We start from the raw sequence: 16,131 nt of genomic DNA, 5'->3' as shown, positions 1-16,131 counted from the left end.
AATTAATTCTGAATACAACACATAACATTTAAAAAGGCGAGGAATGTTTAATATATATTTGACATATTGGAAATAATATAGTAAAATTTGAAAACTTAATCAATATTAATATGGAAAGTTAAATACAAGATAAACTATAAATTATTAAAAAATTTTTATAAAACTTAGGAGGACTGATAGAAATGAAATTATTTAAGAAAAGTATTTTTGTGGTGGCAATCTCTATGCTATTTATGTTTCTTTTAGCTTGTAGTAAATCAGAAGAGAAAAAAGAAGTTAAGGGAATTGACAGAAGTAAAGAGTTTATAACAGTTGCAACAGGACCAACAAGTGGAATCTATTTCCCAATAGGAGGAGCTTTTGCAGAGGCTTTAAAATCAGCAGGTTATAATACTAGTTCACAGGCAACAGGTGCTTCGGCAGAAAATATTTCTATGATTTCTAAAGGAGAAGCAGAAATAGCTATAGCAATGCAAGATTCAGTTATGCAAGCATATAAAGGTTTTGGTGCTTATGAAGGGAAGGCAAATCCAGAGTTAACTGCACTTATGCGTTTATGGCCTAACTATGTTCAATTAGTAACTTTAAAAAAATCAGGAATTAAGACAGTTGAAGATTTAAAAGGTAAGAGAGTAGGAGTGGGAGCAGCAAACTCTGGTGTAGAATTAAATGCTCGTATGATTTATGAAGCATATGGTATGACTTATGCAGATAGTAAAGTGGATTATTTATCTTATGGGGAAGCTATAGATCAAATGAAAAACGGTCAATGTGATGCAGCTTTTGTTACATCTGGCTTACCAAATGGAACTATAATGGAACTAGCAACAAGCTATGATATGGAAATAGTTCCTATAGATGGAGCAGGTAGAGATAAGCTTATAGAAAAATATCCATTCTTCTCTAAGACAATAGTTCCTGCAAATACATATAATAATGATAAAGATGTTGAATCAGTATTCGTTTACAATATAATGTTAGTAAATAGCAAACTTTCTGATGAAATGGTATATGATATGATAAATGTAATTTTTGAAAATATTGGAACAATAAAAGCTTCTCACAATGCTGCTAATAAAAATATAGATATGTCATTTGGTGTGGAAGATGTAAGAATACCATTACATCCAGGAGCAGCTAAATTCTGGCAAGAAAAAGGTTTTAAAACACCTAATAATTAAATTTTATAGAGTGGAGTTGCTGCAAATTAAATTTTAAAATGCAGCACTCTACAATTTAATAAAAAAAGGAAAAACGACTGATTATGAGGAGAATGAGATTAATTAAAATAGTCGTATTTTTTTTTATTCTCTTTTTGTTGTATGCTTGTTCTAAGAAAATAGAAATTTCTAATCAAATAACAAAAGAAATTTATTTAAGTCAGGGAATAAAAAAAGGAGATATTGTATCTTTTGAATGGGAACACTCATTTGAGCATATTGTATGGAAAGAATATTATAAACTGACAGATAAAAATACCTTTGAACTATTTACTATTGCAGTAGAGGGATTTGGAGCAGGGATACCAGCTGAAATGGATTGCACCTATAGATATGAAGATGGGATGATCTATATGGAAAATATAAAAAGTAGTAGTTTTAAAGAGTTTAATTGGATTAATTCTAAAAAACAACTAAAAAAAATTTTGATTAACGAAAGAGAAATTATAAAAGGAGAGGAACTCCCTGAGAGAGAAAAAATAAAACTATCAATAAAATAAAGAAATGAGGGAAATATTGTGATAAAAGAAGAAAAAATAGATAAGCAAGCTCTGCTAGAGGAATTTGAAAAAGAAAGCAGAACTAGAAATTTTGTAAGTCCCATTGTTGAGAAAGCATTAAAATGGATAGCTCTAATAGTTACTTTCTATCATCTAGCCTATGCATCTGGATATATAAGACCAGAAACTTTAAGGCATCGTTCTATACATGTTGGAATGATTTTATTTATGACCTTTGCTATATATCCAGCATTTAAAAAATCAAGTAGAAAATTTATTGCTTGGTATGATTATATATTTATGATACTATCAGTTGCTATTCCAACATATATGTGGGTTAATTATCAAGCTATAATTGATAGAGTTGGAGATGCAAATCAAATGGATGTAATTATGGGTACAATACTTGTTTTACTTGTAATAGAAGCATCTAGACGTATAACAGGTTGGGCTCTTCCTTTAATAGGGATAATTTTTATGATATATGCACTTATGGGAGCAAGACAGGGGCTTATACCTATAAATGTTCCAGGCTTATTTTTACATAGAGGTTTTCAGTGGACTAAGCTTATAGGACATTTATTTTCAAATACAGAAGGAATATATGGTACATCTGTAAATGTTGCATCAACATATATATTCCTATTCATAGTTTTTGGGGAAGTAATGAATAAGTGTGGAATGGGTAAATTTTTTAATGATATAGCAATAGGATTAGCTGGGCATACTAAAGGGGGACCAGCAAAAGTGGCTGTAATTGCAGCAGGTTTACTTGGTAGTATAAACGGTTCCGCTATAGCAAATGTTGTTACAACAGGAGCTTTTACTATTCCACTTATGAAAAAAATAGGTTATAGTAAAGAATTTTCAGGGGCAGTTTCTTCAACAGCATCAGTGGGAGGACAATTACTACCACCTATAATGGGAGCTGCAGCGTTTATAATGGCGGAAACTTTAGGTATAAAATATAAAGTGATTGTTGTTTCAGCAGCAATACCAGCTCTTATATATTATTTGGGAATTATATTCCAAATTCAAATGAGAGCTTCAAAAGATAAGTTGGATGGAATGCCAAAGGATCAACTTCCTAATGTAAAAGAAACTATGAAAATTTATGGTCACTTAGTAATTCCTATTATATTCTTAGTATATATGTTATTTTTTAGTGGTTATACAGTTATAAAGGGAGCTTTTTTAACTATTTTAATAACAATAGTTGTAGCACAGTTGAAAAAAGAAACTCGTATGAATTTAAAAGATATAGAGCAAGCTTTTATAGCTTCAGCTAAGTCAACTGTATCAGTTGCAATAGCTTGTGCTTGCGTAGGTATAGTTATAGGGGTTTCTAGCTTAACAGGTTTCACAATTAATATGGCAAGTACTATAATTTCATTAGGTGGAAAAAGTTTAATGCTGACTTTAGTATTTACTATGGTTACTTGTATGATATTAGGTATGGGTCTTCCAAGTATACCAGCTTATATTATAACTGTTACAATAGCAGCTCCTGCACTTATAGAATTGGGAATAAGACCTTTAGCAGCTCATTTATTCTGTTTTTACTTTGCAATGTTTGCAAATATTACTCCACCAGTTGCTTTAGCTTCTTTTGCAGCAGCAGGAATATCGGGTGGAAACCCTATGAAAACTGGTATTGTATCTGTAAAACTTGCATTAGCAGGCTTTATAATTCCGTATATGTTTGTATATAATAATCAATTATTATTGATAGATACAACATTTATTCAAGGAATACAAGTTGCATTAACAGCTTGTGTAGGAGTATTTTTAATAAGTGCAGCGGTAGAAGGATTCTTATATACAAAGGTAAATGTATTGATGAGGATTATTATGCTAGCTGGAGCATTTTTATTGATAGATAGCTCTTTATTAACAGATTTATTAGGAGTTGGAACTTTTATAGTAGCTGTAGCAGTGCAAAAACTACTAGCTAAAAAGCATAGTAATGTTGCAGTTTAACTTTTAGAAAAAAAGATAAATAAAATTTGTATGAGCTGTTGCAAATAGATTTTAAAAAGTTTTGCTTAGTTCTCTAAATATAAAATTTCGATATTTTAAAAAAATATAGCTTTGATAAAAATACTGGAATTATTATGAAGGAGCAACTTATAAAAACAGATGAAGTCTTTAAAGTGTAACAGCTTTATTTTTCTATGAATAAAAAAGATCTATAAAAATCTTTAAAATTGTCTATACTTATGATAGAATTAGAAATAGAAAAATTTAAGATATAAAGAGGGGATTGTATATGAAAAAGAGAGTTAGAACAAGAGTTGCTCCGTCACCTACTGGGGATCCGCATGTTGGAACAGCATACATTGCTTTGTTTAACATAGGTTTTTCTGCATCACACGATGGTGATTTCATTTTAAGAATAGAAGATACAGACAGAACAAGATATACAGAAGGTTCTGAGCAAATGATTTTTGATTCACTAAAATGGTTAGATTTAAATTATTCAGAAGGACCAGATGTTGGAGGGGACTATGGCCCTTATAGGCAATCTGAGAGATTTGATTTATATGGAAAATATGCAAAAGAATTAGTTGAAAAGGGGGGAGCTTATTATTGCTTTTGCGATCACGAAAGATTAGAAAATCTAAGAGAAAGGCAAAAAGCGATGGGAAAAGCACCAGGCTATGATGGACATTGCAGATCTCTTTCTCAAGAAGAAATTGATGCAAAGATTGCTGCAGGAGTACCCTATGTAATTAGATTAAAAATGCCTTATGAAGGAGAAACAATCATTCATGACAGATTGAGAGGAGATGTTGTTTTTGAAAATAGTAAGATAGATGATCAAGTTCTTTTAAAGGCTGACGGTTATCCTACATATCATTTGGCAAATATAGTTGATGACCACTTGATGGGGATTACACATGTTATAAGAGCAGAAGAATGGATACCTTCAACTCCAAAACATATTCAACTTTACAAGGCCTTTGGCTGGGAAGCTCCAGAATTTATACACATGCCTCTTTTGAGAAATGATGACAGAACTAAAATTTCTAAGAGAAAAAATCCAGTTTCTTTGATTTGGTATAAGGAAGAGGGGTATTTGAAAGAAGGGCTTATAAATTTCCTAGGTTTAATGGGTTATTCTTATGGAGATAATGTAGAAATATTCAGTCTTGAGGATTTTAAAAAGAATTTTAATATAGATAAGGTATCTCTTGGTGGTCCAGTTTTTGATCTTGTAAAATTAGGCTGGGTAAACAATCAACAGATGAAACTAAAAGATTTAGATGAACTGACAAGGTTAACTATTCCTTTCTTTATTAAAGAAAATTATTTAAAAGATGAAAATCTTTCTGAAAAAGAATTTGAAACTTTAAAGAAAGTAGTTGAAATAGAAAGAGAAGGAGCAAAAACTTTGAAGGAACTAGCGGGAAACTCTAAATTTTTCTTTATTGATGAATTTGATTTGCCAGAACTTAGAGAAGATATGGACAAAAAAGAAAGGAAAGGTATAGAAAGACTTTTATCTTCTTTAGAAGATGAAGCAGGAAAAAAATCTATAAAAACTTTTATTGATAAATTAGAAAACTGGGATAAAGATAGCTTTACTCCTGATGAAGCAAAAGAGTTGCTTCATTCTTTGTTAGATGAAATCGAAGGAGGACCAGGAAAAGTATATATGCCACTTAGAGCAGTTTTGACTGGTCAATCAAAGGGAGCGGATTTATATAATATTTTATATGTTATAGGGAAAGAAAGAGCTTTAAAGAGAATAAAAAGCACAATTACTAAATATGATATAAAACTGTAAAATTTAAAAGATGGAGTTATTGTATTTTAATGATTAAGTAAGTTATTTGTATGTTAAGCAAAGAACTTTAAATTCAAATTTACAATAGCCCCTTCTTTTTTTAAAAAAATTGGGGGGATAATGGAAGCACTTATTAAATCTTACTTTAAAATAAATGATTTTGGAACCGATATAAGAAAAGAAATAATAGCAGGAACAACAAATTTTCTAACAATGGCTTATATTTTAGGAGTTAACACTATAATTTTAAGCTCTACAGGAATGAATTTTAACTCAGTATTTTTAGCAACGGCTATTTCGTCTGCCATAGCATGTTTTGTAATGGGCTTATATGCCAATGCACCCTTAGGTTTAGCTCCTGGTATGGGTTCAAATTCTTTTTTTGCTTTTATTGTTGTAAAACTTTATGGTTATAGTTATCAAGAAGCTTTAGCTATGGTTTTTCTATCAGGCAGTTTTTTTATATTATTATCTTTAACAGGAATAAGAGATAAAATAATTAACTCCATTCCTAAAAATTTAAAACAAAGCATAGGAGCGGGAACAGGTTTTTTTATAGCTTTAATAGGATTGGTAAAAGCTGGAATAGTTGTTCCTAGCTCAGCAACTATAGTAACATTAGGAAATTTAAAAAATCCCACAGTTTTGCTGGCAATATTTGGATTTTTGTTAACAATTATTTTTATGAGTAGAAAAATAGAAGCAGCAGTTTTCCTAGGACTTTTGATAACAGGCTTTGTTGGAATAATATTAGGGAAATTTGGAGTTGAAGGTATGCCAACTTTTTCAAATGAAATTATAAAATTAAATAATAATTTAAATCATTTGGGAGAATTTAGTGAGGGATTAAAAAGTTTAATTAATAAACCAAAGGCAATATTTTTGATTTTTACCTTTTTCTTTGTAGATTTTTTTGATACAGCAGGAACTTTAGTCGCAATAACAAATAAAATAGAGAGTACTGTAGATAAAAAGTATGAAATGAAAAAGATGCTATTCAGTGATGCAGTAGGTACAGTCATAGGGTCAATTTTAGGAACTTCAACAATTACAACTCTTACGGAGTCAACAAGCGGTGTTGCAGCAGGAGGAAGAACAGGATTGACTGCAATAGTTACAGGTATATGGTTTTTAATATCATGGGTATTTACGCCACTTGTAACAATAGCTTCTCCTATAGCGATAGATGGAAGATTATTAGAACCAATAATAGCCCCTTCTTTAATATGTGTTGGAATCTTAATGGTGACACAGCTTTCAAAAATAGATTGGGATGATTTTTCATCAGCTGCCTCAGGCTTTGTAACTATAATTATAATGATTTTAAGCTACTCTATTCCTGATGGAATAGCAGCAGGTCTGATAGTTTATGTATTTTCCAAAATATTAACAAAAGATGTTAAAGATGTAAAAATAAGCGTTTGGTTAATGTTTATATTATTTTTGTTGCATTTTATATTAAAATAATGTTCCACAAGTTGTAAAAAAATATTCATCTGTGTTATAATTAAAATGGAGTTTTATCTAAAAATTTTAAGGGAGAGTGAATGTTTATAATTTTATTATTTCAGATAATTTTGGTTTTAAGCATTTTACTTTGGGTAAAAAGAAAGTTTATAAGAAAAATAAATTTAAAAAACATTATTTTATTAATAGGGATAGCTATAGCTCTGTTGCTATTAATGAATTATATTTTGCTTATAATAGCTTTTTATTTAGATAACTTAAATAATTTAAATCATTAGGGGGTAAGGTGGATACAATGTTACCTACACTACTGGTAATAGTATTTTTTATATTTGTTATTTCAGTAGGACTACAAAAAACAATACAGATTTTACCTGGTTTAATAATAATAGGTATATTATTTTGGATATTTGGCTGGGTAGTGATAAATTTTTTCTGGGTATTTGTAATTATTTGGTTTATAAAAAAATTATCTACACCTAAACAGACAAAAAGGACAACATATTACAGAACATATAGTACAAAAGATGCTGAGGAATTTTTTAGGCAATTTTATGGACAAAATGCATACCGACAAAATACAAGTTATGGGGGATATGGAAGATATAACCAAGGAAATTCAGCAACCAATACTTGGACATTAAATAAAGATGAATATTATAGAGAATTGGGTGTGAGTAAAGATTCTACCAAAGAAGAGTTAAGAAAAGCTTATTTAAGAAAAGTTAAAGAAAATCATCCAGATAGATTTACTAATGCTAGTGAGCAAGAAAAAAAATATCATGAAGAAAAATTAAAGAAAATAAACGAGGCTTATGATAATCTGACAAAGGATTTTTCATAAGAAAATGGAGGACTAATGGCTTTAAAAGCGATTATTATGGCTGCTGGAAAAGGAACTAGAATGAAATCGAATATTTCAAAGCTAATGCATATAGCTCATGGAAAACCTATAATTTCAAGAGTTATAGGTGCTTTGAGTCAGCTTGAAGTGGAGGAGAAAATTTTTATATTAGGGCATAAGAAGGAACAAGTTCTTAATTATTTTGGAGATATAAGTTATGTTGTTCAAGAAGAGCAATTGGGGACAGGTCATGCTGTTATGCAAGCTGAAAAGAAACTCTCTGGATATAAAGGAGATGTTTTAATTTTAAATGGAGATGTACCACTTTTAAAAGCAGAAACATTGAAGAAATTATATGACTTATATCTTGAGAGAAAAGTTGATGGCATAATTTTAACAGCTAATTTTGAAAATCCTTTTAGTTACGGTAGAGTTATAACTGAAGCGGGAAAAGTTTTGGGAATTGTAGAAGAGAAAGATGCAAGTGAAGAACAAAAAAAAGTAAAAGAAGTTAATGCTGGAGTTTATATATTTAAAGCTGAAGATTTACTTAATGCTTTATCTCAAATAAATAATAAAAATGAGAAGGGAGAATATTATTTAACTGATGTAGTAAAAATTTTATCAGGCTCAGGTAAAGAAATCATCTCTTATTCACTAGAAGACAGTATAGAAATACAAGGTGTAAACTCAAAGGTTGAGTTAGCACTTGTTTCAAAAATTTTAAGAGATAGAAAGAATAAAGATCTAATGGAAAAAGGAGTAATACTTATTGACCCAGCGACTACTTATATAGATGATGAGGTAGAGATAGGTATAGATACAGTAATTTATCCAAATGTAATAATTCAAGGTAAGACTGAAATAGGAGAAAATAATCAGATTCTTTCTAATACAAGAATTATAGATAGCAAGATTTTTAATAATATTAGGATAGAGAGTTCTGTAGTAGAAGAAAGTATATTAGAAGATGGGGTAACAATAGGGCCTTTTGCTCATTTAAGACCAAAGACTCATTTAAAAGAAAATGTACATATAGGAAATTTTGTAGAAACTAAAAAATCTATTCTAGAAAAAGGAGTAAAAGCAGGGCACTTAAGTTATTTAGGAGATTCACATATTGGAGAAAAAACTAATATAGGTGCAGGTACTATAACTTGTAACTATGATGGTAAGAATAAATTTAAAACAATTATAGGTAAAAATGTTTTTATAGGTAGTGATACTATGTTAGTAGCACCTGTGGAAATAGGGGACAATGCATTAATAGGAGCAGGCTCTGTAATAACTAAAAATGTTCCTAGTAATGCTCTTGGAGTTGCAAGAGGTAAACAAATAATAAAGGAAGGATGGAAAAAATAAAATGAAAAGTTTTAGTAATGTGAAGATCTTTGCAGGTAATTCGAACTTAGAATTGGCTAAGAAAATAGCTGACAGATGTGGCTTAGAATTAGGAAAATCAGAAATTCTTAGATTTAAGGATGGAGAAATTTATATTGAAATTGAAGAAACTGTAAGGGGTAGAGATGTATTTGTTGTACAATCAACATCTGAACCAGTAAATGAAAATATAATGGAGCTTTTAATCTTTGTTGATGCATTAAGAAGAGCTTCTGCTAAAACTATAAATGTAATAATTCCATATTATGGTTATGCAAGACAAGACAGAAAGTCTAAACCAAGAGAACCTATTACATCTAAACTGGTTGCCAATTTATTGACTACTGCTGGAGTAAATAGAGTGGTAACTATGGATTTACATGCAGATCAAATTCAAGGTTTTTTTGATATACCTGTTGATCATATGCAAGCTTTACCATTAATGGCAAAGTATTTTAAAGAAAAAGGACTTTTCGGTGATAAGGTTGTAGTTGTTTCTCCTGACATTGGAGGTGTAAAAAGAGCTAGAAAACTTGCTGAGAAATTAGATTGTAAAATAGCTATAATTGATAAAAGAAGACCGAAACCAAATATGTCTGAAGTTATGAATCTGATAGGAGAAGTTGAAGGTAAGATTGCGATATTTATAGATGATATGGTAGATACAGCAGGAACTATAACAAATGGAGCAGATGCAATTTTATCAAGAGGAGCTGTTGAAGCTTATGCATGTTGTTCACATGCTGTATTTTCAGATCCAGCAGTTGAAAGATTAGAAAAAAGTGGCTTGAAAGAGATAGTTGTAACTGATTCTATTTGTCTTCCTGAATATAAAAGAATAGATAAAGTTAAAATAATATCAGCAAATACAGTGCTTGCAGATGCTATAGATAGAATAGTGAACAATAAATCAGTTTCAGAATTATTTGAATAGGCGGGCTATGAAATTAAAAATAGAAAAAAAATTAGAATTTATCGGTGGAGAAACTAAGGATTTACTGAAGGAAAAAATCTTGGATGGTGGTTTAATAATATATCCAACAGATACAGTTTATGGCTTAGGGGCAATTATAACTAATCATATAGCCTTAGAAAATATATATAAAGTAAAAACTAGAAATTTTTCATCTCCACTTATAGCACTTATAAGTTCTGTAGATAAAATAGATAAAATTGCTTATTTAAGCGATAAAGAAAAAATTTTAGTTAAAAAATTAGCAAAAAAATTTTGGCCAGGTGCATTGACTATTATTTTAAAAAAGAAAGATATAGTTCCAGATATTATGGTATCGAACGGTAATACAGTAGGTATTAGAATTCCTAATTTAAAGTTAGCCTTGGATATAATAGATTTAGCAGGTGGCATACTTGCGACAACGAGTGCTAATATTTCAGGAGAAGCAAGCCCTAGATCGTATGAAGAATTAAGTGAAATTATAAAAGATAGAGTGGATATTCTTGTAGATGGAGGAAATTGTAAAATAGGAGAAGTGTCAACAATAATTGATTTGACAGGAAAAGTACCTAAAGTATTAAGACAGGGAGCAATAAGTTTGGATGAAATAGAAAAAACTATTGGGGAAGTGGAGGTGTAAAAATGAAAATGAGAGTTAATCCAGCAACTATGAATCCTATGGAGATGAACAATGTTTCATCTATGATGGGAATGATGAATAGTATTCAAAAAATAGGAAAATCAAAAAGAAAGTATTCAGTAAAATTAGAAAAAGGAGACAAGAAACTTCTTGTAAAATTTATAAATGAAGCAAAAAAACAATTTTCTGAAACAACATCAGGAGATCAGTATGCAGGTGTATATAATTTTCTGAATTATGTAAGTGATGTGGCAGCTAATAAAGATAGCAAAGAATTAAAAGTGAGTTTTGAGGAATATGAATTCTTGAAAAAAATGCTTATAGATTCTGTGAGGGCTATGGAAAAAATGCAATTTTTTTGGTATCAATTTATAAAAAAAGGAATGGTAAAAATATTGTGTAAACAATATAGAGAACTTCTAAAAAAATTTAATTAAAAAAAGGGCTATTGCAATATAGTGATTAAATAAGTAAAAACTTAAAAATCAAATTTGCAATAGTCTTTTTTATATAAATATCCTTTTTACTCGTCTTCCCAATCCTGTCATAATGTCCCAAGTACATAATTCATCTATATTTAAAGAATTTATAATCTCTGTGTTAATAATGGTAGCAGTATCACCAATTTTTATATTTTTTCTCTTTTCTTTTGGAATTTGAACCATGGTCATATCCATACAAATACTTCCTATGATTGGACATTTTATATTATTTATTAAGACATACGAACCTTTAGATAGATACTTTTTCATTCCGTCAGCATAACCTATGGGAAGAACAGCATAGGTTTCGCCAGCTGGGAGTTTAAAAGTTCTACCATATGAAACAAATGAAGATTCTAAAGTTTCTTTAATAAAAATAACTCTTGATTTAAGTGTGAAAACATTTTTTAGTCTTTTGTCTTTACTATTGCCACTAAAACCATACATTCCTAGTCCTACTCTGACTAGATTTCCTATTATATTTTCAGAAAAATTAGTAATACCAGCACTATTAGATATATGTATAAATTTAAATTTATAAGCTTCAACAATATTTTTAAATTTTTTAATTTGTTCTAAAGTGAAATTTCTTGACTCTTCAGTTAACAAATCTGTATCGGAAAGGTGAGAAAAAATACCTTTTAATTCGAGTTTATTCTTCAGGCAAAAACTTATAGCCTCTTCAATTTCAGTAATATTAAAACCAAGTCTAGTCATTCCTGTATCAATTTTTAAATGTATAGGAATTTTTAAATTGGATTTTTTTATGAAGTTTAAAGTTTCAAATGAACTTACAGATAGGTGAATATCTTTTTCGTGACTAGCATTTTCAAAATCTTCATTAAATGAAGCACCTAGGATAAGTATAGTATTTTTAATTCCAGATTTTCTTAGCTCTAAAGCTTCTTCTAAATTAGCGACACCAAAAAAATTTATACCAGCATCAACCAAGATTTTTGTTATCTCTATGGAGCCTAAACCATAGGCATTTGCTTTTACAACAGCTAAAATTTCTCTATTAGAAGCTAGTTCCTTTAATTTTTTTACATTATATATTATGTTCTTTGTGTCAATTTCAAGCCATGCTCTCATAACTTCCTCCAAATATTTTATTTTAAGAGGCTGTTGCATATTTTAAAAATTTTCTCAGTTCTGCACTTAAGCCTAAATAATCAAAAAAACTTTTTAGTGAATTTTTGAAATATTTAGATTACTAAGCAAAACTTTGTAAAAATTTAATTTGCAACAGCCCCTTATTAAGCTACTTATTAAAAATAAGATTTATTTAGATCCAAAAGGTTGTAGTTTTTTTACAGCACTATCTATAAAATTCTGGAAAACTTTTTGAGAGATAGAGTTTACCTCCTCTTTATTTACAGCAAGCAAAGAATAAATTTTACTATTATCTTCCCAAGCTCCTTTTTGAGTGACTTTTTTCATAATTAAATCTGTGGCATAAACAGTTAAGTCAGAAACAACAGGTGAAACTATACTTTTTGAAAAAGCATCCATATCTTCTAAGTTAGTTTTATAAATTGCTTCAACTTCTTTTCTTACTTGAGATCTAAGAGCTAAAGCAGCATCTTTATTAGCTTGTGATTGAGCAACTATAGAGCCACTTTTTGAAAGAGAAGCACTATTTAAAACATATAATTCCTTATCAGGATTAACTCTGGATGCAACAGCTTCTTGGATAGCTGTTGGTGCAGGAGTTGATGTCAGTTTAGGAAATACAGATTCAATTGATGAGCAAGAACTCAATAAAAGAATTGAAAGAGTTAGTAAAAATAACTTATTTTTAAACATTATTATCCTCCTAAAAAATATTTCTTGTATATTATAATATTATAGCACATATTATTATAACATATAAGAAAATAAAAAATAAGCTATTGAGAAATTCAATAGCTTAAGTTTTTTTATGCATTTATATCGTTTTTACAAGAATTTGTATCAAGATATTCTTTTAAGTTTTCAAAAGTTGTTTCTATCATATTAGAAGCTGCCTCATCAGTGTAAGAACCTACATGTGGAGTAACTAGTACTCTTGGATATAGATCTAAAAGTCTTTGGAAAGTAGGGAAACTTGCTTTAAATTCAGCTTCTCTATCTTTAAAATTCTTGAAGAAATAATTAACTTCTCCTTCTATTGTATCAATTCCAGCTCCCATTAAATGATTGCTTTCTAATGCATCAATAACAGCTTCAAGATCCATAAGCTCTCCTCTAGCAGTATTGATTAAAATAGAATTCTTCTTCATTTTAGATAAAAATTCTTTTGTAATAACTTTACCATTTTCTTTTATATATGGAGCATGAATACTTATAATATCGCTATTTTTTATTAGTTCATCCAAAGAAACCTGAGTTACTATATCTTCAATACCAGTTTTAGGAAACATATCATATCCTAAAACATTAGCTCCCAGTCCTTTAAATAATTTAGCAGCAGTAAACCCTATTTTTCCAAGCCCTATAATTCCAACATTACAATTTCTTATTTCTCTAGCAAACATAAATGGATCCACTGTAAAATTTCTCTCTTTGAATTTTTCTGCAGTGTAAGGTAGAGCTCTAAGCAATGACATTGCCATTGAAACAGCTAGTTCTGCTATTGCATTTGGAGAATAGAAAGGAACATAAGCAAGTTTAAAACCTAATTCTTTTGCATATTTTACATCTATGTGATTTGTTCCCACTGTTCTTGTGAAAAGATATTTAACGCCATAACTCTTGTACATATCAAGAACTTCTTTAGTAGCAAAACAGTTTCCACGAAGAACAACGCATTCAAAACCTTTTGCTTTCTCAGCAGTTTCTTTGCTGTTTAGATAATCTGGAATTAACTCTATTTCATAGTTAAACTTTTTGTTTAATGAATGAAATAAAGGAACTTCAACTTCTCTTACTCCATAAAATAAAACTCTCATAAAAAATCCTCCTTGATAAATTATTATAAAAAATTTTAATATAAACTATTTTAATAGATTATAACATAAAAAAAAAAAAAGATAAGTACAAAAAAAGAATAAGAAAAAGAAAAACAGTAAAAAAAAATAATACATTAAATATAAAGTTTAGAAAGCCTAGAAGAAACCATCATTACAATGATGGTAATATATACAAATTATTCATAGTATAAATACATATTTCAATAATAATTAAGTTTTTATATAAAAATTAAAACTTAAACCAAACAAAATGCTAAAAAAATGAAATAAAATTTTTCTTCTTGACAGAAATTTAAAAAATGTTAAAATGTATATAACAAAATCACTAATTTATTTGATATTATTATTTTTAATATTTTTAAGGAGGATTAGAATGAGTAAAGAAACTTTAAACCCACTATTGAATGCACAAGCACAAGTGAAAAAAGCATGTGATGCATTAGGAGCAAATCCAGCTGTATATGAACTTTTGAAAGAACCACAAAGAATAATAGAAATATCTATTCCAGTAAAAATGGATAATGGAACTATAAAAACTTTCAAAGGTTATAGATCTGCTCACAATGATGCTGTAGGTCCTTATAAAGGAGGAATAAGATTCCATCCAGATGTAAATGCAGATGAAGTTAAAGCACTTTCTATTTGGATGAGTATTAAATGTCAAGTTACAGGAATTCCTTATGGTGGAGGAAAAGGAGGAATTACTGTAGATCCTTCAGAATTATCAAAAAGAGAATTAGAAGAATTGTCTAGAGGTTATGTTAGAGGAATGTATAGATATTTAGGTGAAAAATTAGATATACCAGCTCCAGATGTAAATACTAATGGACAAATAATGGCATGGATGCAAGATGAATATAATAAAATTTCTGGAGAACAAGGAATAGGAGTTTTCACAGGAAAACCTTTAACTTATGGAGGGTCTCAAGGAAGAAATGAAGCAACTGGATTTGGAGTTGCTGTAATAATGAGAGAGTCTTTTAAAGCTTTAGGAAAAGATTTAAAGGGTTCTACAGTTGCAGTTCAAGGATTTGGAAATGTTGGAAAATTCACTGTAAAAAATATAATGAAATTAGGTGGAAAAGTTGTAGCTGTTGCTGAATTTGAAAAAGAAAAGGGAGCTTATGCAGTATATAAAGCTGAAGGATTCACTTTTTCTGAATTAGAAGCTGCAAAAGCTGCAGGAAGTTTAACAAAAGTAGCAGGGGCAAAAGTTCTTACTATGGATGAATTCTGGTCATTGGAAGTTGAAGGATTAGCTCCATGTGCATTAGAAAATGCAATTAAAGAACATGAAGCAAATTTAATAAAGGCAAAAGTTATTGCAGAAGGAGCAAATGGTCCAATAACTTTAGAGGCAGATGAAATTCTTTATAAAAAAGGAGTTGTAGTGGCTCCAGATATTTTAGCTAATGCTGGTGGAGTTACAGTATCTTATTTTGAATGGGTACAAAACTTATATGGATATTATTGGACAGAAAAAGAAGTAGAAGAAAAAGAAGAAAGAGCTATGGTTGATGCCTTCAAACCAATTTGGGAAATGAAGGTTGAGAAAAATGTTTCTTTCAGACAAGCGACTTATATGAAATCTATTGATAGAATCGCAAAAGCAATGGAAGTTAGAGGATGGCTATAATTCTTTAAAACAATAAAAATAAAGCAAAAAATGGTCTAGTTCTAACTAGACCATTTTTTTAAAAGTCATATAATAAAATAATATTGTGTTAAAATGATAAAAAATTTAATTTACAATAAAAAAAGTATAAAAAAAATAAATAATTTGCCTATATAAGATATATATTATGAAAAAAAAATAAAATAAAAAACTAGAAAAAATATGAAAAAAATAGTATTATTATATAGATAAAGATGTGAAAGGCAAACTTAGAGCTTTTTCTAAAA

15 protein-coding genes are annotated in these 16,131 nt (G+C 29.3%); 12 read left to right on the top strand and 3 right to left on the bottom strand.

The window, feature by feature from the left end; genetic code table 11:
• Positions 1–182 precede the first annotated feature (182 nt).
• The 11 genes from Q4A58_RS01800 (at position 183) to Q4A58_RS01750 (ending at position 11,233) form a co-directional block, all read left to right on the top strand.
• Positions 183–1,181 (top strand): TAXI family TRAP transporter solute-binding subunit, encoded by a 999-nt coding sequence (locus tag Q4A58_RS01800; protein ID WP_303116079.1) that lies wholly within the window; start codon positions 183–185, stop codon positions 1,179–1,181.
• 92 nt (positions 1,182–1,273) lie between these two features.
• Complete coding sequence (locus tag Q4A58_RS01795; RefSeq protein ID WP_303116077.1) at positions 1,274–1,720, top strand: DUF1850 domain-containing protein; 447 nt, start codon at positions 1,274–1,276, stop codon at positions 1,718–1,720.
• A gap of 18 nt (positions 1,721–1,738) precedes the next feature.
• A complete protein-coding gene (locus Q4A58_RS01790) occupies positions 1,739–3,700 on the top strand; it encodes a TRAP transporter permease (RefSeq protein WP_303116074.1) in 1,962 nt (653 codons plus the stop codon).
• A 289-nt stretch (positions 3,701–3,989) separates the two neighbouring features.
• Positions 3,990–5,510, top strand: coding sequence for a glutamate--tRNA ligase (gene gltX, locus Q4A58_RS01785; protein WP_303116071.1), 1,521 nt, complete (start codon positions 3,990–3,992; stop codon positions 5,508–5,510).
• A gap of 120 nt (positions 5,511–5,630) precedes the next feature.
• Positions 5,631–6,977, top strand: a complete 1,347-nt coding sequence (locus Q4A58_RS01780) for an NCS2 family permease (RefSeq protein ID WP_303116069.1) — start codon at positions 5,631–5,633, stop codon at positions 6,975–6,977.
• 80 nt (positions 6,978–7,057) lie between these two features.
• Positions 7,058–7,255, top strand: a complete 198-nt coding sequence (locus tag Q4A58_RS01775; RefSeq protein ID WP_303116068.1) for a hypothetical protein — start codon at positions 7,058–7,060, stop codon at positions 7,253–7,255.
• Positions 7,256–7,272: 17 nt separating this feature from the next.
• Positions 7,273–7,821 carry a DnaJ family molecular chaperone gene (locus Q4A58_RS01770; RefSeq protein ID WP_368501020.1) on the top strand — a complete coding sequence of 183 codons (549 nt, stop codon included), beginning with the start codon at positions 7,273–7,275 and terminating at the stop codon, positions 7,819–7,821.
• A gap of 15 nt (positions 7,822–7,836) precedes the next feature.
• On the top strand, positions 7,837–9,183 hold the full coding sequence (glmU, locus tag Q4A58_RS01765) for a bifunctional UDP-N-acetylglucosamine diphosphorylase/glucosamine-1-phosphate N-acetyltransferase GlmU (protein WP_303116066.1): 1,347 nt from the start codon (positions 7,837–7,839) through the stop codon (positions 9,181–9,183).
• A gap of 1 nt (position 9,184) precedes the next feature.
• The gene (locus Q4A58_RS01760) at positions 9,185–10,135 is read left to right on the top strand and encodes a ribose-phosphate diphosphokinase (RefSeq protein ID WP_303116065.1); all 951 of its coding nucleotides are present in this window, start codon (positions 9,185–9,187) and stop codon (positions 10,133–10,135) included.
• Between the two features lie 7 nt (positions 10,136–10,142).
• Positions 10,143–10,796: an L-threonylcarbamoyladenylate synthase gene (locus tag Q4A58_RS01755; protein WP_303116064.1), complete on the top strand. Its 654-nt coding sequence runs from the start codon at positions 10,143–10,145 to the stop codon at positions 10,794–10,796.
• 2 nt (positions 10,797–10,798) lie between these two features.
• Positions 10,799–11,233 carry a hypothetical protein gene (locus Q4A58_RS01750; protein WP_303116063.1) on the top strand — a complete coding sequence of 145 codons (435 nt, stop codon included), beginning with the start codon at positions 10,799–10,801 and terminating at the stop codon, positions 11,231–11,233.
• Positions 11,234–11,302: 69 nt separating this feature from the next.
• Here the strand turns inward: Q4A58_RS01750 and alr are convergent, their stop codons facing one another.
• The 3 genes from alr to Q4A58_RS01735 all read right to left on the bottom strand — a co-directional run bounded on the left by alr (position 11,303) and on the right by Q4A58_RS01735 (position 14,208).
• Positions 11,303–12,370 carry an alanine racemase gene (gene alr / locus Q4A58_RS01745; protein WP_303116062.1) on the bottom strand — a complete coding sequence of 356 codons (1,068 nt, stop codon included), beginning with the start codon at positions 12,368–12,370 and terminating at the stop codon, positions 11,303–11,305.
• 189 nt (positions 12,371–12,559) lie between these two features.
• Complete coding sequence (locus Q4A58_RS01740; protein ID WP_303116061.1) at positions 12,560–13,084, bottom strand: hypothetical protein; 525 nt, start codon at positions 13,082–13,084, stop codon at positions 12,560–12,562.
• A 113-nt stretch (positions 13,085–13,197) separates the two neighbouring features.
• The gene (locus Q4A58_RS01735) at positions 13,198–14,208 is read right to left on the bottom strand and encodes a 2-hydroxyacid dehydrogenase (protein WP_303116060.1); all 1,011 of its coding nucleotides are present in this window, start codon (positions 14,206–14,208) and stop codon (positions 13,198–13,200) included.
• Between the two features lie 394 nt (positions 14,209–14,602).
• On the opposite strand from Q4A58_RS01735, the gene Q4A58_RS01730 reads away from it, so the two are divergent.
• Positions 14,603–15,865, top strand: a complete 1,263-nt coding sequence (locus Q4A58_RS01730; protein ID WP_303116059.1) for a Glu/Leu/Phe/Val dehydrogenase — start codon at positions 14,603–14,605, stop codon at positions 15,863–15,865.
• Positions 15,866–16,131 lie beyond the last annotated feature (266 nt).

It is taken from the genome of Fusobacterium sp. (assembly GCF_030528405.1).
Taxonomy (GTDB): domain Bacteria; phylum Fusobacteriota; class Fusobacteriia; order Fusobacteriales; family Fusobacteriaceae; genus Fusobacterium.
The sequence above is the reverse complement of the archived record's forward strand: the minus strand, read 5'-3'. Positions and strand labels throughout refer to the sequence as shown.